General features: G+C 71.2%; 15 protein-coding genes. 5 read left to right on the top strand and 10 right to left on the bottom strand.

Features of this window, described 5'->3' with window-relative positions; all coding sequences use genetic code 11:
- The first annotated feature begins 24 nt into the window (after nt 1-24).
- From G7043_RS35490 to G7043_RS35480, 3 genes are read left to right on the top strand one after another with little or no spacing between them, the layout of a single operon-like run.
- The gene (locus G7043_RS35490) at nt 25-1,710 is read left to right on the top strand and encodes an ABC transporter ATP-binding protein (protein ID WP_166053041.1); all 1,686 of its coding nucleotides are present in this window, start codon (nt 25-27) and stop codon (nt 1,708-1,710) included.
- Complete coding sequence (locus tag G7043_RS35485; protein ID WP_166053040.1) at nt 1,707-3,464, top strand: ABC transporter ATP-binding protein; 1,758 nt, start codon at nt 1,707-1,709, stop codon at nt 3,462-3,464. Before G7043_RS35490 ends, G7043_RS35485 begins: the two co-directional genes overlap by 4 nt.
- The gene (locus G7043_RS35480) at nt 3,461-4,366 is read left to right on the top strand and encodes an NAD(P)/FAD-dependent oxidoreductase (RefSeq protein WP_313888246.1); all 906 of its coding nucleotides are present in this window, start codon (nt 3,461-3,463) and stop codon (nt 4,364-4,366) included. Before G7043_RS35485 ends, G7043_RS35480 begins: the two co-directional genes overlap by 4 nt.
- Before the next feature lie 40 nt (nt 4,367-4,406).
- Here G7043_RS35480 and G7043_RS35475 read toward each other — a convergent pair whose 3' ends face one another.
- From G7043_RS35475 to G7043_RS35445, 7 genes are all read right to left on the bottom strand, one after another.
- On the bottom strand, nt 4,407-5,732 hold the full coding sequence (locus G7043_RS35475; RefSeq protein WP_207312172.1) for a hypothetical protein: 1,326 nt from the start codon (nt 5,730-5,732) through the stop codon (nt 4,407-4,409).
- A gap of 146 nt (nt 5,733-5,878) precedes the next feature.
- On the bottom strand, nt 5,879-7,381 hold the full coding sequence (locus G7043_RS35470) for an ABC transporter substrate-binding protein (protein WP_166053038.1): 1,503 nt from the start codon (nt 7,379-7,381) through the stop codon (nt 5,879-5,881).
- A gap of 60 nt (nt 7,382-7,441) precedes the next feature.
- Nucleotides 7,442-8,395 carry a PucR family transcriptional regulator gene (locus G7043_RS35465; RefSeq protein WP_166053037.1) on the bottom strand — a complete coding sequence of 318 codons (954 nt, stop codon included), beginning with the start codon at nt 8,393-8,395 and terminating at the stop codon, nt 7,442-7,444.
- 361 nt (nt 8,396-8,756) lie between these two features.
- Nucleotides 8,757-11,528 (bottom strand): ATP-binding protein, encoded by a 2,772-nt coding sequence (locus G7043_RS35460; protein WP_166053036.1) that lies wholly within the window; start codon nt 11,526-11,528, stop codon nt 8,757-8,759.
- Between the two features lie 15 nt (nt 11,529-11,543).
- Nucleotides 11,544-13,916 (bottom strand): tetratricopeptide repeat protein, encoded by a 2,373-nt coding sequence (locus G7043_RS35455; protein WP_166053035.1) that lies wholly within the window; start codon nt 13,914-13,916, stop codon nt 11,544-11,546.
- An 8-nt stretch (nt 13,917-13,924) separates the two neighbouring features.
- The gene (locus G7043_RS35450; protein WP_166053034.1) at nt 13,925-16,618 is read right to left on the bottom strand and encodes a helix-turn-helix transcriptional regulator; all 2,694 of its coding nucleotides are present in this window, start codon (nt 16,616-16,618) and stop codon (nt 13,925-13,927) included.
- A gap of 438 nt (nt 16,619-17,056) precedes the next feature.
- Entirely contained in the window at nt 17,057-17,809 is a 753-nt protein-coding gene (locus G7043_RS35445) for an IclR family transcriptional regulator (RefSeq protein ID WP_166053033.1), read from the bottom strand.
- 302 nt (nt 17,810-18,111) lie between these two features.
- On the opposite strand from G7043_RS35445, the gene G7043_RS35440 reads away from it, so the two are divergent.
- A complete protein-coding gene (locus G7043_RS35440) occupies nt 18,112-20,484 on the top strand; it encodes an ATP-binding protein (RefSeq protein WP_166053032.1) in 2,373 nt (790 codons plus the stop codon).
- A 7-nt stretch (nt 20,485-20,491) separates the two neighbouring features.
- Entirely contained in the window at nt 20,492-21,808 is a 1,317-nt protein-coding gene (locus G7043_RS35435; RefSeq protein WP_166053031.1) for an MFS transporter, read from the top strand.
- A 181-nt stretch (nt 21,809-21,989) separates the two neighbouring features.
- On the opposite strand, the gene G7043_RS50105 is transcribed toward G7043_RS35435, so the two are convergent.
- The 3 genes from G7043_RS50105 to G7043_RS35420 form a co-directional block, all read right to left on the bottom strand.
- On the bottom strand, nt 21,990-22,682 hold the full coding sequence (locus G7043_RS50105; protein WP_166053030.1) for a response regulator transcription factor: 693 nt from the start codon (nt 22,680-22,682) through the stop codon (nt 21,990-21,992).
- A 77-nt stretch (nt 22,683-22,759) separates the two neighbouring features.
- The gene (locus tag G7043_RS35425; protein WP_166053029.1) at nt 22,760-23,362 is read right to left on the bottom strand and encodes a helix-turn-helix transcriptional regulator; all 603 of its coding nucleotides are present in this window, start codon (nt 23,360-23,362) and stop codon (nt 22,760-22,762) included.
- Nucleotides 23,363-23,545: 183 nt separating this feature from the next.
- The gene (locus G7043_RS35420; RefSeq protein WP_166053028.1) at nt 23,546-24,487 is read right to left on the bottom strand and encodes a hypothetical protein; all 942 of its coding nucleotides are present in this window, start codon (nt 24,485-24,487) and stop codon (nt 23,546-23,548) included.
- Between the last annotated feature and the right edge of the window lie 182 nt (nt 24,488-24,669).

Raw genomic sequence — 24,669 nt, 5'->3', positions numbered from 1 at the left:
CCGTTGTCAACTAGGGTTCGACGCATGCTTCCGCTTCGCACCGTCCGCGGCCGACTTCTACTGGGAATCGCTTGCCAGGCAACAGCTGCGCTGGCGGGAGTCACGCCGTTCATCGCCGTGGCGGAGACCGGCAGGGCGTTGCTCAGCGGTGAAGAATGGTTGCTCTACGTAGTGGTCGGTATCGCCGCGTTGCCGGTTCGCGTGATCTCGCTTACCGCGGCGACCACCCTCACCCACTTCGCGGACAACGACCTCCAGCTGCACCTGCGGCGCGAACTCGCCCGCCACGTCAGCCGGTTACCGCTGGGCTGGCTGTCGACGCGCGGATCCGGTGCGGTGAAACAAGCTGTGCACGACGACGTCGGGGCGCTGCACCACCTGGTGGCGCACGCGTTGCTGGATCTGGTGTCAGCACTGGTGATCCCGATCGCCGCCACGGTCTACCTGGTCACGGTGAACCCGTTGATGACCGTGATCACACTCGTCCCGCTGGCACTGGGGTTCGCGTTCCGATCCCGCGCCATGCGGAACGTTCACGTGCGCATGGCGGAATATCACCACGCGACGGAGAGCCTGAACACCGCGTCGGTGGAGTTCGTCCACGGCATCGCGGTCGTGAAGACGTTCGGCCAGACCGGCAAGGGCCACAACAGGTTCCGCGAGGCGGCGCGCACCTACGGCAAGTTCGTCAGCGACTGGGCCGAACACGTCACGCCGCCGTTGATCAGAAGCCAGATCGTCCAGGCACCCCTGGTCGCGCTGGTCGTCGTGCTGACCGCCGGCACCGCGCTCAGCGCCGCGGGTCTGTTGACTCCAGCAGACCTGGTTCCGTTCCTGGTGCTGGGCACCGGGTTGAGCGGTCCGGCGCTCGCGATCGGTTACAGCCTGCAGGAGCTGCGCGCCGGACGAGCGGCGGCGGACCGGATCAGCACGGTGCTCGCCACTCCGGCACTGCGCGAAGGAACCGGCGCCGCGCCAGTACCGATCTCCCCGGCACGGGTGGAGTTCGATTCCGTGAATTTCGGATACGACGCGGAAACCGAGGTGCTGCGGTCCATCGATCTCGTGCTCGAGCCGGGCACGGTCACCGCGCTGGTGGGGCCGTCGGGCGCGGGCAAGTCGACGCTCGCCGGGCTGCTCGGGCGCTTCCACGACGTGTCGGAAGGGTCGGTCCGGATCAACGGCGTCGACGTGCGGGACATCCCGTCGGCGGAGCTGTACCGACGGGTCGGGTTCGTCCTGCAGGACGTGCGGCTGCTCAACACCACCGTCTTGGACAACATCAGGCTGGCCAGCCCGGAAGCGGACGAAGCCGCCGTCGTCCTCGCCGCGAAGGCCGCACGGATCCACGACCGCATCACCGCGTTGCCCGACGGCTACCTGACCGTGCTCGGCGACGACGTGCACCTGTCCGGCGGTGAGGCACAACGCGTCTGCATCGCTAGAGCGCTGCTGGCCGACACACCGGTGCTGGTGCTCGACGAGGCGACGTCGTTCGCCGACGCCGAATCCGAGGCCGAGATCCAGGAGGCCGTCGGTGAGCTCGCCGTGGGCCGCACGGTGCTGGTGATCGCCCACCGGCTCACCACGGTGCGCGAGGCCGACCAGATCGTCGTGCTGGAGGACGGCGTGATCCGGGAACGAGGAACACATGACGACCTGCTCGCGGCAGACGGCGCCTACGCGTCGATGTGGACGGTGACCCGATGATCTCCCGGCTGCTTCGGTTGATGACTCCCACCCAACGCGCGGAACTGTGGCGTGCCATCGGTTTTCTGGGCGTTGCCGCGGCCATGCAAGGCGTTTCGTTCGCCCTCGTGCTACCCGTGCTGCGCGCGCTCCTGTCCGGTGCACCGGCGGACGCGGTGCCCTGGCTCGGCATCCTCGCCGCGCTGACCGTCTGCTACGCCGTCGTGCAGAGCCGAGGCGTGATCGCGGGCCGGCGAGCCGGTTACACGCTGGCAGGCGTGTTGCACGAACGTCTCGGTGATCACGTCGTCACGCTGCCGCTCGGCTGGTTCACCGCCGCCAGGACCGGCACGTTCAGCCGCGTGACCACGCAGAACGTCATGAGCGTCATGGGCGTGCCCGGACATCTGCTCGAACCGCTCGCGAACGCGGTCGTGACGCCGGTGGCAGCCGCGATCACCCTCGCGTTCGTCGACTGGCGGATCGCACTCGGCGTTCTCCTCACCGGCCCCGCCGTCCTCGTCACGTACCGCTGGACCAACCGGCTGGTGCGCCGCACCGACCGGGCGGTGGACGCGGCGAGCGCCGAGGCGGGTGGTCAGGTGGTCGAGTTCGCCCGCAACCAGCTCGTGCTGCGCGCGGCCGGACGCACCGCCGACGGCTTCCGGCAACTCGACGACGCGCTCGTCCGGTCGCGGAACGCGGCCCGGCGGATGCTGCGCACGGTGTTGCCCGGCTTGGCCGGTTTCGTCCTCTCGGTGCAGGCGATGTTCACGGCGTTGCTGATCCTCAGCGCGATCCTGCTGACCAACGGCGAGGTCGACGTCGCGGCGGCTGTCGTCGCGCTGGTGCTCGCGGTCCGGCTCACCGAGCCCCTGCTCGCCGCCGCGGAACTCGGTGCGGCGCTGCGGATGGCTTCCGTCGCGCTGGACCGGGTCCAGGAGGTGCTCGACGCCCAGCCGCTACCGGAACCGGCGCAGTCGAGTGCCCTGGGACCGCTCGCCATCACGTTCGACCGCGTCAGCTTCGGCTACGACGACGAACTGGTGCTCGACGACGTCAGCTTCACCGTCCCGCACGGCACGACCACGGCACTCGTCGGCGCTTCCGGTTCGGGCAAGAGCACGGCGATGCGGCTCGTGGCGCGGTTCTTCGACGTCCGTTCCGGCGCGGTTCGCCTCGGCGGCACCGATGTCCGCGACCTGCGCACCCCGGACCTGCTCGCGCTCATCGCCCCGGTGTTCCAGGAGACCTACCTGTTCGACGCCACCCTGGAGGAGAACGTCCGGCTCGGCAAGCCGGATGCTTCCCTTGCGCAGCTGGAAGAAGCAGCGCGGCGGGCGCGGCTGGACGAGGTCGTCACCCGGCTTCCGGACGGATGGCACACGCGCGTGGGCGAAGGCGGAACGCGGTTGTCCGGAGGTGAGCGGCAACGCGTCGCGATCGCACGGGCGTTGCTCAAAGACGCGCCCATCGTGCTGCTGGACGAGGCGACGGCCGCGCTCGACGTGCACGCCGAGTCAGCGGTCACGGAAGCGATGGCCGAGCTCTCCCACGACCGCACTCTGCTGGTGATCGCGCACCGCCTCGGCACCGTGCGCGACGCCGACCAGATCGTCGTGCTCGACCACGGGCGCGTCGCCGAACTCGGCCGCCACGAAGAACTCCTGGCGCACAACGGGTTGTACGCGCGCTTCATCGCACAGCGCGAGCACGCCCGCGGCTGGCACATCGCCACCCGGCTGAAACGAAAGGACGAACCTTGTACGACGTGATCGTCGTGGGCGGAGGCCCCGCGGGTCTCAACGCCGCACTCACGCTGGGCCGCCAGCGCAGGCAGGTGTTGCTGCTGGACAGCGGTGACTACCGCAACGCACCCGCCACCGAGATGCACATGTTCCTGTCCCGCGACGGCTTCTCCCCCGCCGAACTGCGCAGGCTCGGCAGGGAGGAACTGACGCACTACCCGACCGTCGAGGTCAGGGAATCGCGCGTGGCCTCGGCCTCCGGCTCGGCCGGGGACTTCACCGTCGAGTTCGAGGACGGCACCGCGGAACGGGCCCGGCGGCTGATTCTCGCGAGCGGCCAGGCCGACACCCTGCCCGAGGTGGACGGGGTCGCGGACCTGTTCGGCCGGGGCGTCTACCACTGCCCGTTCTGCCACGGCTTCGAGACCGCCGGCCTGCCGCTGGCCGTGCTGGGCGGCGATCTCTCGCACGCGATGCTGGCGCTCTACCTCGCGGACAGGTTCAGCGAGGACGTCGTGCTGTGCGCCAACGGTCCGCTCGATGTTCCCGACACTCTGCGGGCGACGTTGAAAGAGCGTGGCATCGAGGTCCGGGAGGACCTCGTCGTCCGCGTCGCCGGTGCGGCTGAGACGCTGGAACTGCACTTCACGGAGTCCGCTCCGCTCGCGCGAGGTGCCGTGTTCCACCGTCCGGTGTCGCAGCAGCGGGCCGGACTGGCGGCCAAGCTCGGGTGCGAACTCACGCCCGACGGCTGCGTCCAGGTCAACGCGCAGCAGCAGACCACGGTGGCGGGGGTGTACGCCGCGGGTGACACCGCACGGCAGCCCGAGACGCCGGGGCCGACGCCGTTCGTGATCACCGCGGCCGCGGACGGCGCGAAGGCCGCCATCTGGCTGGAGCAGGACCTGTTCCGGGCCGGGCTCGGCTGATCCACAGTGGACGGTGGTCCCGCGCGGGCGGGACCACCGGTCACCTGAAGGGGTTCGTCCCGGTCGCCGCGAGCAGGTACCAGGCGGTCGCGCCCACGTGCCGGTGCGGGAAGTAGCCGAAACCGAAGCCGCTGTCGATCGGGCTGCTCGCGGCGACCACACCGCAGCCGGCCGGCAACGCGATGCCCCCGACGGACTGGCCCGCGCCGAGCCGCGCCTGCGCCTGTTCGACGGACGCCAGCAGCCGCGAGGCGGCCCGGCGATCGCGGCCGCGCAGTGCGAGGGCGAGATGTGCGGTGCCCTCGAACCACACGCCGGCGCGGTTGGGATTGCGCACCGGACCGGAGTCGTCCGCGACGAGACTCGCCGTGCTGAAGGTGACGCCGTCGTAGCGCTGACCGTCGGGCACGGTGCTGTTGGGCTGTCCCGCGTGGTCCGTCACCGCCAGGTTCGTCACCACCCAGTCGAGGGCCTCGCCATGGCCGCCCAAGGCCAGGTGCGCCCACGTCTGCGCGTCCTCGGGCACGGGGAACGGGTTGACGGTCGCGCCGTCGTTCGTGCCGGTGTGGAAGAAATCGCCGTCGGGGTTCCACATCCGCAGCACGAACGCTCGCGCGTGCTCACGCCGCGCCGCCCACACCCGATCACGGGTGAGCCGGGCGAGCTTGCCGAAGAGCGCCACCAGGTCGATGTTGTGCTCGACCGACTGCTGCGGCAGCGAGTTGCCGCGTCCGTCCGCTCCGAACCGATAACCACCCAGCGGACCGTCACTGTGCGCGTTGCGCTCGATCCACTCGCCGATCGTCACGGCCGAGGTGAGGAACCGGGACTCGCCAAGCCGTTCGGCCAGCGCCGTCAGCGCGAGCCCCGCCCACGCCATGTCACCCACCGCGGTTCCGACGAACCCGAACCGCGCGCCGATGTTCGCCGAGCCGTCGGGAAGGACGAAGCCGTGCGGTTGCGGCGTTCCGTCGTAGAAGGTGTACGGCCCCACGTCGTACGCCTGCCGAAGGCGTCCGTCATCGTGCTCCGGGTCGTGCAGCTGGGCATACCGCAGCGCGTCACCGAGCCGGACGGCGCGGGCGCACGAGTCCTGGTCGCCGAGCGCGAGAAGGGCGAGCACCGCGAGAGCGTTGTCATAGGTGAACGCCGTGGTGAACAAGCCGGCCTCGTCGGCGTAGCTCTGGGACAGGCTGACCGGTCCCGGCGCCGCGTCCATCGCCGCGACCAGGAACGCACGGGCGTTCCGCTGCCCTGCCGGGACCGCCGCGGCACTCGCGCCCGGCACCGCCTCGACGGCCAGCAGTGCGGTGGCCGCGCCCAGGAACACCCGGCGACTCACCTCACGACGCTGCGGGGACCTCACGAAGCCGCACCTCCACGATTGCCTTGATCCCGAGGACTTCGGACGGCGAAAACCACGTCTCCGGCTCACGAACGACGTTAGCGACGGCCGCTCGTCGCGGACATCCGAACTTCGCGGAATCCGCTGCGGGGCAACGTCTTCGACGATCATCGCGCCAGCCACACCTTTTCGAGCATCATCCGCGCCAGGCCCGTGCCCGTCGGCATGTCCCGCACCTCGGACCGGGTGACGTCGAGCGCCTCGGCGAATCCCCACACCGCCTCGGGTCCGTCGGCGGCCACCTCCCGTTGCAGCGCCTCGAACGCGGCTCGCCGGGCCGGCCCGTCGGCCACGGCCAAGGCCTCGGCGACGCGATCGGCGAACACCCGGTCCGGCCACGCGGCGGCGACCTGCTCGGCCCATTCGGCGAACTGCGTCCCGGAACGGCACGTGACCACGAAAGCCTCGGAGTCGTACACCTGCGACCAGTAGGTCTCCCGCGGGTGCACGACGACCTGCACCCGGATGCCGATCGTCGCCAACTGCTCGGCGATCGCGTTGGCCGAACCGGCCATCGCCGCACGGGTGTCGGTGGTGTGCAGCACCACGGCGAAGCCGTCCGGGAAGCCTGCCTGGGTCAGCAGTTCCCGCGCCCTGTCCCGATCCGGACCGGGCGGAGCGACGTCCGCCGGGAACGACGGGTCGGAGGGCGTCGGTATGTCGTTGCCCGGCCGGCCCGCGCCACCGAGCACCGTGGTCACGAGCGCCTGGCGGTCGAGCGCGAGCTTGGCCGCCTGGCGCACCCGCAGACGGTCGAACGGAGCGCGATCGGTTCGCATGAGCACGCCGAACGCCCACATGTCCGGCGTGCGGACCAGTGCGCGTGCCTGCTCCCGCGCGGCGACGACGGCCGCGACGGGTTCGACGTCGCTCGCCGCGTCCAGTTCCCCGTTGGCGACCGCCCTCTCCAGCGCGATCGAGTCGCGGAAGCCCCGCAGGTTGATCTGCTCGATGCCGCGGGTCTCGCCCCACCAGGTGTCGCTGGGCAACAGCCAGACGTCGTTGCCGCGCAACAACGCCTGGAGGAACGGCCCTGACCCGACCGGCTCCGCGAACACCGTCGTCCTGGCGGGCACGACGAAAACCCCACCCACAACCCTCGGCAACTCCGGTTCCGGGGCGCTCGTCACCAGGACGACCGCCTGGTTCCCGTCCGCGACGCTGCGCCCGGCGTCCACCACCGCGAGCCGCGCCCGGCCGGCCATCCGCTTGGCCCGCAGCACCGAGTACAGCACGTCCTCCGCCCGAACCGGCCTGCCGTCGGTGAAGACCGCGTCGTCGCGCAGGGTGAACCGCCAGCGCGTGGCGGAGGGATCCATCTCCCAGGACGTCGCCAGCCGCGGCCGCGTCGTGCCGTCCGCGCCCGGCACCGTGAGCACGTCGTAGATCGCGGCCATCCGGTACCGGTCGAACGCGCCGGGCAGTTCGCCGTGCGGGTCGGAGGCGGGCGCACTCGCTGCCAGTGCGCCGAGGCGCAGTGTTCCGCTCTTCTTCGCGTCCTGCTGGTTCTGCTGCTCCGAGGTACACCCGCCGAGCAGGCCGCCGAGCCCGATCATCGCCGTCGCGCGCAGGGTCGTGCGGCGGCTGACGGGCGTCAACCGGTGGAACACGATCAGTTTTGTCCTTAACTACCGAGTCGAAACGTGCCAGCTACAGCGCCAAACCCGCAGTCAGCTGACCGTGGCGACCGCGTCCGCGATCATCGCCGCGGTCAGCACCTGGGCGCCCCGGCCGCTCGTCGGGTCGAACCCGGTGATGCTGGCGATGCGCTGCAACCGGTAGTCGAGCGTGCTGCGGTGGATGAAGAGGTCGCGCGCGGCCTTGTTGCGGTTGTAGTCCGCGTCGATCAGCACGGTCAGCGTCTCCCAGAGCACGCCGTGCGCCCGCAACGGCTTGATGACGGCGGCGAGGTTCTCGGTGACCCGCTCGTGGCTGGTCACCGCGTACTCGACCAGCACGTCCGAGATGCGGTACGCGCCGCCTGGCCGCCTGCCCGCGACGACGAGCCGCATGACGTCGGCGGCCTCGGCGTAGCCGTCGGCGATCTCTTCCTTCGGCCGCTCGGCGAGGGCCAGCCAGCCCTTGCCGGCCAGGCACTGGGTCAGCTGCTTGGTGATCCGCGCGGTGCGGTCCGCGTCCACGTCGGGCACGAGCAGCACCACCGCGTTGTCCCGGCGGGTCTTCAGCACGCCGGTGCCGGCCGCCTCGTGCAACGCGGGCCTGCCGCGGCCCGCGTCGGGGAAGCGCACGACGGCGATGAGGTAGCGGGAGGCGAGACCGGCGAGCACCTCGGGTGCCACGTCGCGGCCGTGGATCAGGTCGCCCGCGAGGTCGCGGTGCAGTGCCAGCGCCTGGTCCGCACCTGCCTGGCGGCGGAAGCCGTCGAGGAAGTCCTCCAGCAGCGAGCCGCCGACCCGCGCGAGTTCGGCGAGTTCGGGATCGCCTGCCGCGGCCTCGGCGAGCACCGCCGCCAGCCCGTCCTGCCGGTCGGTGACCCACCGCTCGCCCGCCGCGCGCACCCTGGCGCGGAAGTCCGCGAGCCGCAGGTCGTCGTCATCCGCCGGACGAAGGCGCCGGCGTCCGGCGTCGGTCGGCGAATCCCACCTGACTGCGGGCTCGGACATTTCGATCCCACCTTCCCGAAGGAGCGAACATCACTGAAACGGTGGATTCAGAAACAGGTTGCGCCGTCAACGAGCACAACTCGCAAGAGACCGGTCGACAGCCCGGCGAATGAGCTTGCTTCACCCGTTTTCCACTATCCGAACATACGGATTCTGAACTTGAACCGTCAACGAGCCGTACCAAATACTGTGGTGCCGTACCACAGATGGTTCGGTCGGCGCCCGAACAGAGAGTGACGGTTCGGTCGGTTACCGCTACACCCGAGTACGCGAAGTACCCCAAACGAGCGAATCGGACAGCACAACGGAGTAAGGGCTGTAATCCGTACAGGGGTACTGCTTCGTATCAAATGGCGCAGCGTCAACCGTTTGGCATCAACTGATGCAGCGCCTCGGCGAGGTCCGCCCGACCCCGTACTCCAAGCTTTCGATAGGTGTTGGTCAAATGTTTCTCCACCGCGCGTGACGTCACCGCCAAAGATTCCGCGATTTCCTGGTTCGAGCTGCCCGCCGCCGCCAGCAACGCGACTCGCTGCTCGGACGGAGTGAGTCGGGCCACCGAAACCGGCGCCCCTCCGCCCAGTGCTGCCCTGGCCTGCTCGGCGATTTTCCCGGAGCCGATTTCCACGGCCGCGTCCAGACATCGCCGCCAGACGTCGACCCGGCCCGACTGCCCAGCCCACTGCCGCAACGACAGCGTCAGTTCCAGCCGATGTTCCGAGCCCTCCAGCACCTCGACCGCACGACTCGTCAGCTCCGCGGCGTGGTCGCCGCTGCTCAGCGAGCCGAGCACCCGCCAGGTGCGGCCGATCGCGGACGGGGCACCCCACTCCTGCGCGATCAGCCGCTCTTCTTCCGCGAGGGCGATCGCCTCGTCGGTGTGCCCGAGCCGGTGCCGCATCTGCGCGAGCGTGGTCCGCCACGGGAACAGCACCGGGTTGCGCCAGCCGGACCGGTCGAGCACGTGGCCGCACTCGGTCAGTGCGACGACGGCGGATCTGAGGTCTCCCCGCCACGCCGCGGCCGACCCGCGCAGCATGCCGACGATCGCGGCGAGGCAGCCGGTCGGTGGCTCGGGCTGCGCGGACACGGTGGCCAGCACGTGCTCGATGAGCATCCGGTCGCGCAGTTGCAACGCCACCACCCCCGCCATCGCCGAGGTGCTGGACCCGACCGTGCGCCAGTCCCACACGCCCAGGTCGAACGCGCCGCGGGCCGCGGCGGCCGCGTCCTGGAACCGTCCGGACAACAGGTGCACGAGCGACTGCTCGGTGCTGATCGTCGCCTGATGGGCCGCGTCCCCGCACTGCCCGCCCGCGGTGGACGCGTCGCCGAGCCACTTCGCCGCCCTGCCCGGAGCGTCGGCGGCGGCGAGCGAGGTGACCAGCAGCGGCGCGACTCCGGCGATGTGCGGCGCACCCGCCGGCTCACGCACGAGCACCTCCTCCGCGAGTGCCGCGACCTGGGCCGACGGCCTGCGGGCGGTCAGCGTCGCGCCGTGCAGGAGCACGGCCAGCAGTTCGCGGTCCGCGCTCGTCTTCGTCGGCACGTCGGGCTCGAGCTCCGCGAACCGCATCAGCGCGGCGTCGAGCTCCAGCGCGTTCATCTGGCCCGCCTGCCACAACCGCGCTTCCACGCGCAGCGCCAGCTCGCGGTTCGTCCCGTCCAGCCGCGCCGGGTCACCCAGTGCTTTCGCCACCTCCCGCAGCAACGACACCACCGGCAGCGGAGCGTCGGCGACCACCGCCGGGGCGAGCTGAATGATCACCGCGGCCCGCTCCCCCGCTTCGGGGAGCAACGACACCGCGTACGAGGTGCTCCTGATCGCCGCCTGACGGTCGAAGCGGTGTTCCGCCGCGACCAGGTCGACGAGCACCTTCGCCCGGTCCTGACCGTCGACGGACGTGTCCAGCAACGCACGGCGCAGGTAGCGAGCGGCGGTCCGCGGGTTGCCGCGGCGCAGTTCGGCCTCCGCGGCGACCCGCAGCACGTGCACCGCCCACGGACCCTGCGGCACGGTGATCTGCATCAGCTGATCCGCGACGTGCTCCGCGGGCCGGCCGTTGTCGTAGAGCAACCGGACCGCGCGCAGCTGCAGGCTCTCCCGCTCGGCGGGGGTGATGAGCTCCTCCGCCGCGTCGCGCACCCCGAGGTGCGCGAACTCGTCGCCGGTGAGCAGCCCCAGCCTGCGCAGCGATCTTCGGGCCTGCGCGGCCACGCCCTCGTCGAGCTCGGCCAGCTCGCCCGCCATCCGCGGCTCTTCGGCGTCCACCAGCACCACCATCGCCATGAGCAACGCCCTGGCCGGTCCCGAAAGTCCGCGCATGCAGGCCACCAGGCGGTCCCGCACTCGCGTGGTCCGCATCGTGCGGACCTCCTCCGCCGCGGCCGCCACCGGTGCCCGCCCGCCCATCGCCCACGCCGACACCAGTGCCGTGACGCGCAGCGGATTGCCCAGGGTGGCCTCGTGACAGGCGAGCGCGAACTCCGCGTCGCACTCCTGGCCGAGCCGGTCGTGCACCACCTCCGTCACCCCGGCGAGGGACAACGGCGCCGGCCACAGCCGTTCGACGGCCGCACCGATGATCGACACCACCGAGGGCTGCTCGGCGAGCGGGTGACCCTCGCGCACGGTCACCACGAGCAGAACCCGCAGGTGCGTGCTCCGCCTGGCCAGCTGGGCGAGCACCTCCAGCGACCCCGCGTCCGCCCACTGCAGGTCGTCGACCAGCACGAGCAACGGCTGTTCCTCGGCAAGATTCGCCGCCAGCGCGCACAGGCCGGAACTCAGCTCGTGCCCGTCGTTCTCCGCATGAGCGCCTCGCGCGGGCGCCAGCACCGCACGGGCGGACGCGGCCCTGCCTCGCCACACCTCTTCCGGAGCGCCGACGAGCACGGGGTCGAACAGCTGACGCACGACGCCGTGGGCGAACTCGCGTTCCGCCGCCGAGGCCGAGGCGGTCAGCACCGTGCACCCCGCCGCCTCGGGATGCCGGCGCAAGGCGTGCAACAACGCGGTCTTGCCGTTGCCCAGCGGACCGGCGAGCACGATCACCCCGCCCGCTCCGGCGGAGGCTTCGCGCAACGCCCGGCCGACCACCGCCAGCTCGTGCTCCCGCTCCAGCACCAACACGCTGTTCCGCACCTCTCATCGACCGTCCGGTGCCCAGCCGAGGCCACGCGCACGAGTGACCAGCGGCATCGCCCGGCACGCCACCGCGAGCATGCCCGCTTCCCGCACCAGCGGCGCACCGGCCGCCGCTCCGACGACCTCGGCGAGTCCGAGCAACGCCTCGGCCCGCAGCAGCCGGTGCGGCGAGCCGTCCAGCAGGCGGACCGCCTCGCGCAGGTGGTACTCCGCCTGGCCGGTCGCCGCACAACTCAGATGAGCCCTGGCCACCGCACTGGGCGCGGTCCAGCGCCGGGCGAGCTCCAGTTCCTCCGCGGCCAGCGCGGCGGCCCGGCCGGGGTCGCCCAGCGCACGCCAGGCGCCTGCCGCCAGCGAGCGCCACGGCACCAGGGCGGGGTTCTCCGCGTCCCTGGCACGCAGGCGGATCGCGCACCTGTCCAGGTGTCCGATCGCCTGCTCGGCGTCACCCCTGGCGACCGCGACCGTCGCTCGCGCGAAGTCGAGGGCGACGCGGAAGTGCCCGAGCCCCAGCTCCGGTATCCCCGAGAGCGCCTCCTCGGCACGATCGATCTCCCCCCGCGCGACCATGAGCCGCACCTGCACCGCGTCCAGCAGCAGCCGGACGTCCCGATGCCATCTCGGCAGCTCGGCGACAGCGCGCTCGAGGTCGGCCTCGGCGTCGTCGAACCTGCCTTCCTGCGTCCTCGCCACGGCTCGCAGCATCAGCGCCCGGCCGGTGACCGCGATCAGTCCGCGCCGGCGCGACTCGCCCAGCACGCCCTCGATTCCGGCCACGGCATCGGCCACGTCGTCGGTCAGCCACAACGCGGAGGCGGCGGTCAACCGGCACATCAGCATCGCCGACGGATCAGCGAGGGCGGTCCGGGCGAGAGACCTGACGAGCTGCGCGTCCTCACCGCGCGCGGCGCAGACCCACGCGGCCACCCCCGCGCTGCCGGTGTCATCCGGCGCGGCGGCCAGGACCGGTGCCTCCAGCGCGCCGTACTCCGGTGCCTCGACCGGTGCGTCTCCGTTGATCCAGTACAACGACGTGACGCTGTCCCACTCGGTCGCGGACTCCGCGACCGCGCCGAACGTGTGCCGGATCAGCACGCCGTCACCCCGTGCGAACAGCTGGTCGGCAGCGGCACGGCGCACCTCCGCGCACTCCGGTGGCTGGGTCTCCAGCAGCATCCGGGACAACCGGCGGTCGCCGATCTCCGGTGCGCGGACGCTCTCCGCCAGCGCCAGCCGCAGCACCAGCTCGGCCCTGGTCACCGGGTCGAGGGGTTCCCGCAGGGCGCGTTCCAGGTGACGGACGGCCTGACAGGACTGGCCCCGTGCGATCTCACGCCGTGCGGAGGTGCGCAGCAGCGGCACGACCCAAGGGTCACCGAGCGGCGGCGTCCCGGCGAGGATCCGCGCCACCTCGATCTCGTCGACCGCGCCGCGGTGGCCCAGCCGCGCGGCCCGCGCGTACAGGTCCTGCCGCGCGGTCGCGGGCATGCCCTGCACCACCCGTGCCGCCGGGACGCCTGCCGCCAGCTCCGGCCGCGCGCCCGCGGTGACGAGGCCGGCTCCGACGAGCACGTCCAGCGCGCGGGCGGGCGAGAACTCCCGCAGTCCGGCCAAGGTGCAGGTGAGCGAGAAGCCGAAGCCGGGCCCGCAGGCCGCGATCGCCCGCACCAGCGCAGCCACCTCGGCGGGCAGCTCGCCCACGATCCTCGCGACCCGATCACCCACGACCTCGGCCGCCAGGTCGGCGATCATCGCCGCCGTGGACGCCACCGGTGCGAGCTCCTCGGCGGCACACCGGTCCAGCACCTCGCGCACCACGGCGGGCAGACCACCGGTGGCCAGCACGAGAGCCTCCGCGAACTCGCACTCCACCGGCGCGCCCACGAGCTCGGTGACGTGATCGATCGTCAACGGGCGCGGCACCAGCAGTCGCGCGCCGTCCAGCACCGGGTGGACACCGTCGGTCACGGTGACGATCATGAGACCACCATCGGCCCGGCCGCCCAGCTCCGCGAGCCACTCCCGGGACGAGTGGTGGAACCGGTCGGCGTCGTCCACCGCGACCAGCACCGGCGTCGTGCGCGCGAGACCGAGCAGCGTCGACGTGGCGGCGGAACCACCGGTGGGCCCGTCGACGAGCTGCATGAGTTGCAGGACAACGCTGAACTCGTCGGTCAGCGAGTCGCTGTTGCTGAACGCGGACAGCACCACCGCTCCCGCGCGCCGCGCGGAGCGCATCACGTGGCGGAGCAGCGTGCTGCGGCCGGCTCCGCGCGCACCGGCGATCTCGACCAACGGCGCACCGCCCCGGCCGAGGCAGACGACCGCCTCGTCCAGTGCCGCGAGTTCGGCTTCCGCGCCGACGATGGTCATCAGCTCGCCTACCGCAGCCGGGCGGCGAGTTCGGTGCGGGTCTGCACGCCCAGTTTTCGGTAGGCGTTGGACAGATGGCTTTCGACCGTGCGCACCGCGACGAACAGCGTGTCGGCGATCTCCCGGTTGGTCAACTTCCCGGCGGCGAGCTCGGCCACCCGGCGTTCGCCGCCGGTGAGCGCCTCGAGCGGCGTCGCGGACAGCACTCCCATCCGGCCGCCGGCCTTCACCAGTGCGTCCCGGGCCGCGTTGCCCGCGAGGACGTCACCGCAGCGCACCGCGAGGTCGACCGCCGCGCGGAGGTGCTTGCGCGCCGCCTTCTCCTGACCGGCGTTCAGCAACGCCAGTCCGAGTGCCGTCAGCGCTTCGCACTCCAGGAGCCGGACACCGGCGGCCGCGAGCTCGCTCACCGCGTGCTCCAGCGTCTCGATCTTCCCGGTCGCCAGTCCTTCGACGAGCAACGCGGAACCGCGCACCCACGCCGTGTCCCAGCCGTGGCGGTCCGGGCGGAAGCGCTCGACCAGGTCGAGGGCCTCTTCCTCGCGCCCGAGCTCGACCAGCAACTTCGCGGCGTCGGCCCACGGCACGATCAACGGGCTCGCGATGCCCATCTCGTCGAAGTCGCGGATGCAGCGGAGCAGCATCTCGACCGCGGTCCGCAGATCGCCGCGATTGCTCAGCAGGCGTGCCCGCGCCGCCGTCGCCCAGCTGTGTTCGATCGGCTCGATGGGCGTGGTGTGCTCGACGAGCAGCTCCGCGGCGCGGTCGTTCGCGCCACGGCGCACGGCCACGGCGGCGAGCAATCCGCGTGACCACGTGTCGCCCGCGCACATTTCGCGCGGCACATCCAGGTTCAACGCCCGTTCCGCGTCCGCCGCCGCGGCGGCGAGGTCGCCGCCGTCGAACGACATCGCCGCACGGGCGTTCAACGCGAGTGCCAGGGTCATCCGGCTGTCCCAGACCTCCGCCGACTCCACCACGCGGTTCAAAAGTGCCATCGCCTCAACCGGTTCGCCGCACAGGTGCAGGTTCGCGGCCGGCAGGACGTCCCAGAAGTCGTAGGGTCCGCGCGCGGGCGGCATCGACAGCTCGGTCAGTTCGCGCACCCTCGCGACAGAGCCGCCGGTCAGCAGTTCGGTGGACGCGAGCTGGTGGACCAGGCGCCGGTTCTCTCCGGCGGACAGGTCCGCGGACAGCGTGACGTCCCGCGCGAACGTCAGGGCCTGCCGCACGGTGGTCACGTCGTGGAAGCCGGTCACCATCAGCGTTTCCTCGACGAGAGCACGCAGCCGGGCGTCTTCTGGAGGAGCCTCGCGCAACACGCCCAGCAGCAACGGGAACGCCTCGTGGGAACGCCGGGCGTCCAACGCGACCTGGCCGTACCGAACCACCACGGACGCACGGGTCACGCCGTCCGGAACGTCCCGGACGACCTCGGCGTACATCGCCAGCGCGGCAGTCGGATCGGTGCGGACGAGTGCGTCCGCCAGCTCCAGTCGCGTGTCGACGTGATCGGGCACCGCCGCGACGGCCTTGCGCAACAAGGCGATCGCGGTGTCGGCACCGGCGGGCACGGCCCGCGCGGCTTCCCGCAGCGTGTAGACCATCCACGGCTCGTTCAGCTCGGGCAGGGCCAGGAGCAGGTCGGCGATGTCGGCGTGGGAGGCGCCTTCGTCGCGCAGCATCCGCGCGGCCCGCGTGCGCAGAGCGGTCAGCTCGTCCGGGTCCAGTTCGACGAGCACCCTGTCCCGCAACGCCCGCGAGGCGAACCGGCCTTCCGCCGTGAGCACCCCGATGTCGGTCAAGGTGGTCCTGGCCGCCTTCACCGCCGCCGCCGAGAAACCGAACAGGGCACCCGCGGTGTCCGGTCCGCTGCTGCCGATCAGCGCGACCGCGGTGGCGTACTGCCGCACCGGCGAACCCTGCGCCGCCAACCGATCCCAGACGCGCCCGACCGCCGAGGCGATCCCCTTGTCGCGCAACCACTCCGCTCCGGCGCTGTCGGGTTCCACCCCCTGCCCGGCCATGTCGTCGAGCCACCTCCGGAGATCGGCGGGAACTCCGCCGCACACCTCCTGGCAGGCCTGCACGAACTCGGGCGCGGGAACCCTGCCGAACCGCCGGAAGACCAGCTCCCGCACCTGCTCCTCGCTGAACGGGCCGACGCGGATCTCGGACGTGTCCAGCACCTCGATCAGGTCGCCGAACAGCGTCTCCAGCGAGGTGCACCCGGTGGGCGGGCAGGTGAGAACGACGCAGAGCGGCACGTCCGCGCTGCGCCGCGCGAGAAATCCCAGCCAGCGCGCACTCGCGGCGTCGCACCGGTGGGCGTCGTCCAGCACGATCACCAGCGGATGTCGTGCGGCGAGATCGAGAACAGCGGCGGTCAGCCTCGACAAGCGCGTGTAGTCGTCAACGTCCTCCGCGAGCAACCCAGCGGCGTGCTCGGACAGCCCTCGCACAGCGGTGTAGCCGGGGCCGCCCGCACAGGTGGTGACCAGCATTTCTGCCTCGTCACGCACCGAGTCGCGAAGCAGTTCGGCGAACGACGACTTGCCCATGCCGTCCACACCGGTCAGGAGCACCAGGCTCGGACGGCCCGCGACCACGTCCCGCACCCGTGTCCGCACGGCCTCGACCTCGACCGGCCGGTCCACGAGCAGACTGGTCGCCAGACCGCCGTCAGGCTCACCTCGCCGCATGCGCGCCCCTGTCCTCGCCACGTCCGAACCCATGCGTCGTACAGCATTTGGTACAGCGTTCAGCAATTGGCTCAGGCTACACACAACCTATTGAGACCGAACGACTTGATGACTACTTGAGGTAGCAAGTCCGTACCGCCCCGCAACCACGACACAGCGCCAACTTACGCCGTTCGGTCCAGAGTCCGTTCCGTCGCACGGCCACAGCCGCAACCAAGTGCCCGGCGTCGAAGTGGACCCATTCACTCACAGGAACCCCACCAGCCCCACTTTTCGGCACGCGGGGGCCCTACGTATCTCTGGACGGCACGCGGGGACCCCGCGTATCCGTCGCGGCGGGGCGGGGACTACGGAGCGTGATGGCGGCCGCCGGGTTGAGCAGACGGGCGGAAAGTGCAGATGACTACGTTGTCAGAACAGTCCGACTCGTCAGTGCTGCTAGAGCGCGGCGGTCTGGGCGAGGGTCCGCGCGAGCGAGGTCAGGTCGGTCACGAGCGATTCACGGAGCTCGGGCGTCAGCCTGGCCGCCAGCAGCGTCGCGCTCACCGCGGTCGGCGTCGCGGCCGCACTACCCGGCACGGCCACACCGACGCACACCACGCCCTCGGTGTTCTGCTCGTCGTCGAGCGAATGACCGCGTTCCCTGGTCAGTTCGAGATCGCGGCGCAACTCCTCGATCGTGCGGTGCGACCGCGGGGTGAGCACGGGGAGTTCCGCGATGCCGGCGAGGCGTTCGTCCAGTTCGTCGTCCGGCAACGACGCCAGCATCGCCTTGCCGAGCGCGGTCACCCCCGCGGGCATGCGACGCCCGATGTCGCTCGCGAGCCGGATCGGCTGGGAGCCGTCGTGCCGGGCGAGGTACACCACCTCGAGGCCGTCGAGCACGGCCAGCAGCATGGTCTCCTGGGCTCCGACCGGCAGCGTGGTGGCCGTGCGCCGGAACTCCTCGACGATGTCCGTGCCGGCGAGAAACGCCTGTCCCAGTTCGACGACCTTGTAGCCGAGGGACCAGCGCCCGTCGACCCGCCGGATCATGTGCGTGCCCTCGAGCGCGGTGCAGAGGTTCGCCACCGTCGACTTGGCGAGGTCGAGCGAACGCGCCAGCTCGGCGATGCCCAGTGGCCGCCGCTGCCGGGCGAGTTCCTCCACCAGCGCGACAGCACGGGTGACGGCGGGGGACCTGCTGTCCACCGACCGCAAGGATCGGGCCCCGTCCACCATCGTCTCCCTTGTTGCCAGATACTTGGACCGCAATGTATCTCATTCCGGTCCATCCGGTCCGCGATACGCCCACTTGCCAGACAGGCCGCCCCACCCGCCGCGCCGCGACACCGCGACTCGACCGTAGAACCGGAAACCGGCGGCGTGCCGCGTTCCAGAACACTTTTCAGGAAAGAACGATCCTGATTCCGTGAAGTTCGGCGCCCGATCCCGTGAATCGACGCCGATTCGGACTATTGACCCAAGAGCATCAGGCGCGTGACCCTGCGTTCATGCCGGCTGTCGCCAAAGGCACGCCTGGGAACCTGCCCTCGGATCTGTCGGCTTTCGTCGGTCGCCGACGAGAACTGGAGGAGCTCAGAAGCCTGCTGACGGAGTCGCGGCTGGTCACGCTGACCGGCGTGGGAGGGGTCGGCAAGACCCGGCTGGCCCTGCGGGTCGCGAGCACCGTGCGACGGGCGTTCCCCGACGGTCTGTGGTTCGTGGACCTGACCGAGTTGCAGGACGGGGCACTGCTCGCCCAGGAGGTCCACACCCCCGACACGCTGGCGTACCTCGTCATCACGGTGCTGGGCATGCCGCAGGGCGCGGGGCCGCCGTTGCGGCAGCTGACCGATCTCCTGGCCGACCGGCAGATGTTGCTGGTGCTGGACAACTGCGAGCACCTGTTGCCGGCGAGCGCGATGCTCGCCGACGTGCCGTTGCGCTTCTGTCCCGGACTGCGGGTGCTGGCCACCAGCCGGGAGCCGCTCGCGGTCCGGGGCGAGGCGCTCTACCCGGTGGCGCCGCTGGCCACTCCGGACGGCGCGGTGCACGCCGCCGACCTCGACCGGAACGACTCGGTGGCGTTGTTCCTGGCTCAAGCCCGCGCGACCGTGCCCGACTTCGCGCTCACCGGCGCGAACGCGGCCGCGATCGCCGAGCTGTGCCGCCGGCTCGACGGACTGCCGCTCGCGATCGAGCTGGCCGCCGCCAGGGTGAGAGCGCTCTCCCCCGCGCAGATGCTGGAGCGGCTGTCCAGCCGGTTCGCGTTGCTGTCCCGTGGCCCCCGCAACGCCCCGGAGCGCCAGCAGGCGCTGCGGGCCTGCGTCGAGTGGTCCTTCGCCCTGTGCAGCAAGCCGGAGCGGTTGTTGTGGGCGAGGGCGTCGGTGTTCGTCGGCGGGTTCGAACTGGACGCGCTCGAGGGTGCCTGCACCGACGACCGCCTGCCGGTCGACGAGGTGGTGGACGTGATCGCCGGCCTGATCGACAAGTCGATCGTGGAGCGGGTCGGCGGACAGGACGGGCACGCGCGGTACCGCATGCTGGAAACGCTGCGCGACTACGGACAGGAACAGCTCTGCAGGGCGGGCGAGCAGGCGATGTGGCGTGGCCGGCACCGCGACTGGTACGAGCGAACGGCGACCACGGCCGCGGCCGAGCGGATCAGCCGGCGCCAGACGTACTGGATCGCCCGCTTCACCAGAGAGCACCCCAACATCCGCGCGGCGGTCGAGTTCTGCCTGACCGAACCCGGCCAGGCCGAGCACGCGCTGAGCGTCGTCACCGGTCTGCCGTGGTTGTACTGGTGGTCGCGCGGCGTCTGCAGCGAAGGCCTGATCTGGCTGGAGCGGGCACTCGACCAGACCGGCGCCGCCACCACGACCCGCGTCCGGGCCCTGCTGCTGGCCGCTTTCCTGGCGACCTGGCTCGGTGACACCGCCGTCGAGACCTCGCGTCTGGCGGAGGGCGAGCGACTGGCCCGCGACCTGTCCGACACTCCCGGACTGGCTCTCGCCGCACTGATCAGGGGGTCGGCGGAGCAACTGCGGGGCAACGACCTGAGGGTCGTGGCCGCCTTCGCGCGGCGCGGCCTGGACATCCTGGCCACGCTCCCCCGGCCCGACCAGGAGCGGGAGACCACTCTCCGCCTGCAGTTGCTGCTCCAGCTGGGGCAGGCCGCCGCGCTCACCGGCGAGCACGACCGCGCCAGACGGTGTTTCCAGGAGGCGCTGTCGATCGCCGAGCACGAGGGCGCGAGCGTCAACGAGGCTTGGGCGAGGTGGGGCCTGGGGCTGGTGTCCTGGCGGCAGGGCAACACCGCCGTCGCCGCCCACCGCGTGCGCGAATGCCTGCGCTTCGTCAAGGACCAGGGCCTGCCGGACCCGCTCATGGCCGCGCTGTGCGTCGAGGTGCTGGCCTGGATCACCGCCGGCCGGGGTCAGCACCAGCGGGCCGCGGTGTTGCTCGGGGCCGCCGACCGGGCGCAGTCGTACCTCGGCAAGCCCGTGCTCACCACCGAGGCGCTGACCGCGGAGCACGGCCGCTGCACCGAGCAGATCCTCGCCGCACTCGGGGACGCCGCCTTCACCGAGGCGTTCCGCCGCGGCCGCGCTCTGCGGCTCGGCGAGGCGATCAGCCACGCACTCGGCGACCACGACGAACCCGTCCCCGCACCACCCGCCGCGTCGCCGCTGACCCGCCGCGAGCGCGAGGTCGCCGCCCTCGTCGCCCAGGGCCTCACCAACAAGGAGATCGCCGCCCGGCTGGTGATCGCCCGCCGGACCGCGGAGGGCCACGTGGAACGGATCCTGACCAAGCTCGGCTTCACCAACCGGACCCAGCTCGCCGCGTGGATGGCCGAACACACCTCGCCCCAGGAGTGAATCAGCCATGACGAACCGGACGGGCAGCTACCGCCGCGTCGCGGTGGCCGGTGGTGTCGGAACGTTCATCGAGGTCTACGACCTGCTCATCTACGGCTACCTCGCCACCGTCCTCGCCGCGCAGTTCTTCCCCTCGGGCGACCCGGCCTCCGCCCTTCTCGCCACGTTCGCCGTCTTCGCCGCGGGAGCGTTCGTCCGCCCGCTGGGGTCCGTCCTCTTCGGCCACCTCGGCGACCGGTTCGGCAGGCGGTTCGCGCTGACGTTCGCGCTGCTGCTCATGACGGCCGCGACCGTGGCGTTCGGACTGCTGCCGAACTACGCCGCCGTGGGCCTGCTCGCGCCGGTGCTGGTGGTGCTCTGCCGGGTGGTGCAGGCGCTGTCGGCCAGCGCGGAGCTTCCGGGAGCCATGCTGCTCATGCTGGAACACGCCCCGGCCGGTCGGCGCGGCCTGACCGCGGCGATCGCCAACGTGGCCTCCGTCCTCGCGACCGCGGCGGCGGCGACCGTCAGCCTGGTCCTGGCCAGAACGCTCACGCCGGTCCAGCTGGCGGACTGGGGATGGCGCGTCGCGTTCCTCGCCGCCGCGCCGATCGGGCTGGTCGGTCTCTACGTGCGCACCCGGTTGCTGGACAGCCCGGCCTTCGTCGCGCTGGGCGAGCTGGCCCGGGCCGGACGCACCCCGCTCGTCCAGGCGCTGACCACCGCGAAGCTCGGCATGATCGTGCTCGCGGTCTGGTTCGCGGCACAGACGATCGGCGGTTTCACGCTGTCCGTCGCGATGCCCGCCTACCTGATCCGGACCGGGCTCTCCCCCGCCGACGCGTACACGGCCAACCTCGCCGGAGTGCTCACCTCCGCGGTGTTCGCCGTCCTGGGCGGATACCTGGTCGACCGATTCCCGTTGCGGCGCATGGCGATCGTCGTCATGGCCGGCGTGGCCGTGACCGCCGTGCCCGGCTTCCTGATCATCACCGAGCACCGCAGCCTCACCGGGGCCGTGCTGGGCCAGGCGCTGTGCTCGATCTTCCTGGGCCCGGCCTACTCCGTCGGCGCGGTGCTCGCCATGACGTGGTTCCCGACCGGCATCCGGTTCACCGCGTTCGCCGTTCCGCTGGGCACCGCCACCGCCGTGTTCGGCGCCACCGCCCCGTTCGTGTCGACCTGGCTCACCACCGTCACACGCAGCCCGCTCGCGCCGGGCTGGTACCTGTTCGTCGCGGCCACGGCGGCCACGGTCGCGGTCGTCATCGGCACCGGACGGCTCGGTCAGCGCTCATTTCCCGGCTCACTTCCGCGTTCTTCGGATGGAATCAACTCGGCCTGACCGCTTCAATGACCCTGTTCGCCGCTCTCACACCCGCATCGCCGTGGAGGACTGCGGACCCGGCCGCACTCCATGGCGGACGGGACCTCCCCGGCTCGAAGCGGTTCGGCGACGAGGAGTCCCGGCGGGTTCGGCTTGGCCCGAACCCGCCGGGACGTCAGCCACCGGCCGAGATGATCAGCTAGGCCGCGAGCTCGTCCACCGGCAACACGTAACCGATGCCGCGCACCGTTTTGATGATGGAGTGCCTGGTGTCGGAGAGCTTCAGGCGCAGCCTGCTGACGTAGGTCTCGACGACGTTCGTGCTCCCCCCGAAACCGTGCTCCCACACGCGGTCGAGGATGGTTCGCTTCGCCACCACCTGGCCGGGGTTGCTCGCCAGCAGGTGCAGCAGCTCGAACTCGGTCACGGTGAGCAGCACCGGCCGCCCGTCCACCCGAGCCTGCCAGGTGTCGCGCTCCATCCAGATCCGGCCTGCCCGCAACGGCGTCGCGGCGCTCGTCAACGCCCGCCTGGCCGCGAGGACCTCGACCCGCAGCACGAGTTCGGCGGGCGTGCAGTCCACCGGCACGTAGTCGTCGGCCAGGCAGAGCTCGGCCGGTTCGCCGCCCTCGGCGACGAACATGATGCCCGGCCGTTCCGCCTCATCGCGCAGATCTCTGGCCACGGCCACGCTTCTCGCGTCCGGCCGGCCCGCGAGCAGGACGACGTCCGGCCGGTCCGCGCGGATCTCGTTCGGCGTCACCTCCTCCAGGGACACCGACCTGACCTGCATGCCGGCCGAGCGGAGGAAGTAGCCGGTCGACCGCACAGCGATCCCCGGGTCGTGGGCGACGAGGACGCGCAACGAAACCGCCTTGGAACTGACTTGCACCGGATCCGTGCCACGCTCGCACGGTTCCGGTGCGAATGTCAGCCTCGCCGGAACACGTTCCTCATTTCGAGGAACGATCACTTCACGAAACGGGCCGGGACGCGAGGGGGCCAGCTGGCCGAGTCGAGCACGCCGGCGCAGTAGGCCTTGGAGATCAGCGACGCGCGGTTGGCGACCTTGAACGTCCGCAGCATGGCGGCGACGTGGTAGCTCACGGCCTGCCTGCTGAGGAACAACCGCGTGGCGATCAACTCCGTCGAGTCGCCGTGGGCGAGTCCCTCCAGGATCCGCGCGTCCAGTTTCGCCAGCACGATGGCGGCTGTTCGCGGTGCCGGCGTCAACGTCACCAGGAACGCGCCGCGGAACGTGTACACGCACACCTGCGCCCGCTGGTGCCGCCGGTCACCGCGCACGACGTCCACCTGCTGGGTGAAGCCACCGGTGTGCGGGAGGAGCTCACCGCAGCGCTTGTGCACCACACCGCGCGACTCCGGATCGAGGAAGGAGGTGAAGTCCCTGCCGACCAGGTCGTGCGGCGTGGCGTCGAGGAGTTCGGCGAAGTCCGCGCTCACCCTGCTGATCACGAGGCGCGTGTCGAGGAACGCGCAACTCGGCGCGTCGCCGTGCAGCAGGACGCCGCCGCCACCGGTGATCAACGACACTTCTGTCAGGGCTGTCATGGCTTCCCCCCGTCCGATGATCGCCGTCCCGCGTGACGTTAAGAACGGGCACACCGGGAAGTCAATCCACGAGGGCGAAAACAATGGATCCTTTTCGGACAGAAGGATCCGGGACTAGGGCGTTTCAGAAACGGCGGAACGCTTTCCGCACTTCGCGGAGGCATCTCGATTGGGGTGGTGCGGTCACGGACGAGCCACCGGCACCGCCGGCTTCTCGCCATACGGCCGGCCCAGCGGATACCCCAGTCCGCGCAACACGTGCCAGTAGTGGCTTTGCCACCTCGCCCAGGCCATCCGGAAGCCGCGCAGCCGCGGAGCCGCCCCGAAACTCCCGGCGGAGCGGCACAACGACGCCACCAACCGGCCGTGCCGCGACTGGCCGGCGCTCGCCCCCTCGGCGTATTGGTGGAAGTCCTGGAACGACTCCGCTCGCGCGGTCGACAACAGAGCGAACAGCGGAGCCGTCGCTCCCAGCGTGCTCTCCGCGACCTCGATGTGCCTGGCGGCGCCGGCCGGTGCGCCGCGCCGGAACGCCTCGCCCGCCGCCGTCAGCTCGACCGCGATCAGCGCCAAGGACGTCTCGAACGCCTGGAGCATCCGGATCAGCAGGTACTCGTCGTGCGCCCGTCCGACCGGCACCACGCTGAACCGCAGAGCCCATTGCTCTGCCGCGCTGAGCTCCAGTCGCCGGGACAGCGTGAGCAGCCTGCTGTTGCCGTGCCGCAACCGCTTCAGCATCACCGACGGCGGCGGGCGGTGCTCCGGGAGCACCAGCGTCGCCCCTTCGGCCGCCTCCGCCTCGAACACCAGCGTGTCCCGGACGAGAGCGGCGACCAGCCGATCGTGCCGCAGTCGCGCGTCGGCGGCGTCGTCGGTGGCCGACGGCAGCGGCAGCAGATCCAGTGCCAGGTAGGAGTTGTAGTCGAAGGTGCCGTCGTGCTGGTCCAGGGCGATGTCGAGGAACGTCCGCACCGGTGTGGCGTGCGACAGCTGTGCGCGCGCTCGCACGAGTCGGCTCCGCAACACGCTGGGCGCACCGTGTTTGCCGGTCCGGTGGTAGATCCGCAGCACCTCCTCGCAGGAGAGGCCGCCGGAATCGAGCTGCGATGGCATGAACGCGGACACGCTGAAATCGTCTCCCGCAAACCGGCCACCGCGATGATCTCCTGGCACAAGTACTAGTGCTGCGGCCACGGGCTCCGAAGCGTGCGGAACCGAGGACGAAGGCCTCGCGGATCTCCCGCTGACGATGGCGCGAATGGGAGCGGTGCGGTTCGCCGTGCGGGGACTGTGTGACAACGAGGCGA

This window comes from Lentzea alba, assembly GCF_011067745.1.
GTDB lineage: Bacteria > Actinomycetota > Actinomycetes > Mycobacteriales > Pseudonocardiaceae > Lentzea > Lentzea alba.
Note: the sequence above shows the minus strand (reverse complement) of the source record. Positions and strands in the feature narration are given on the sequence as shown.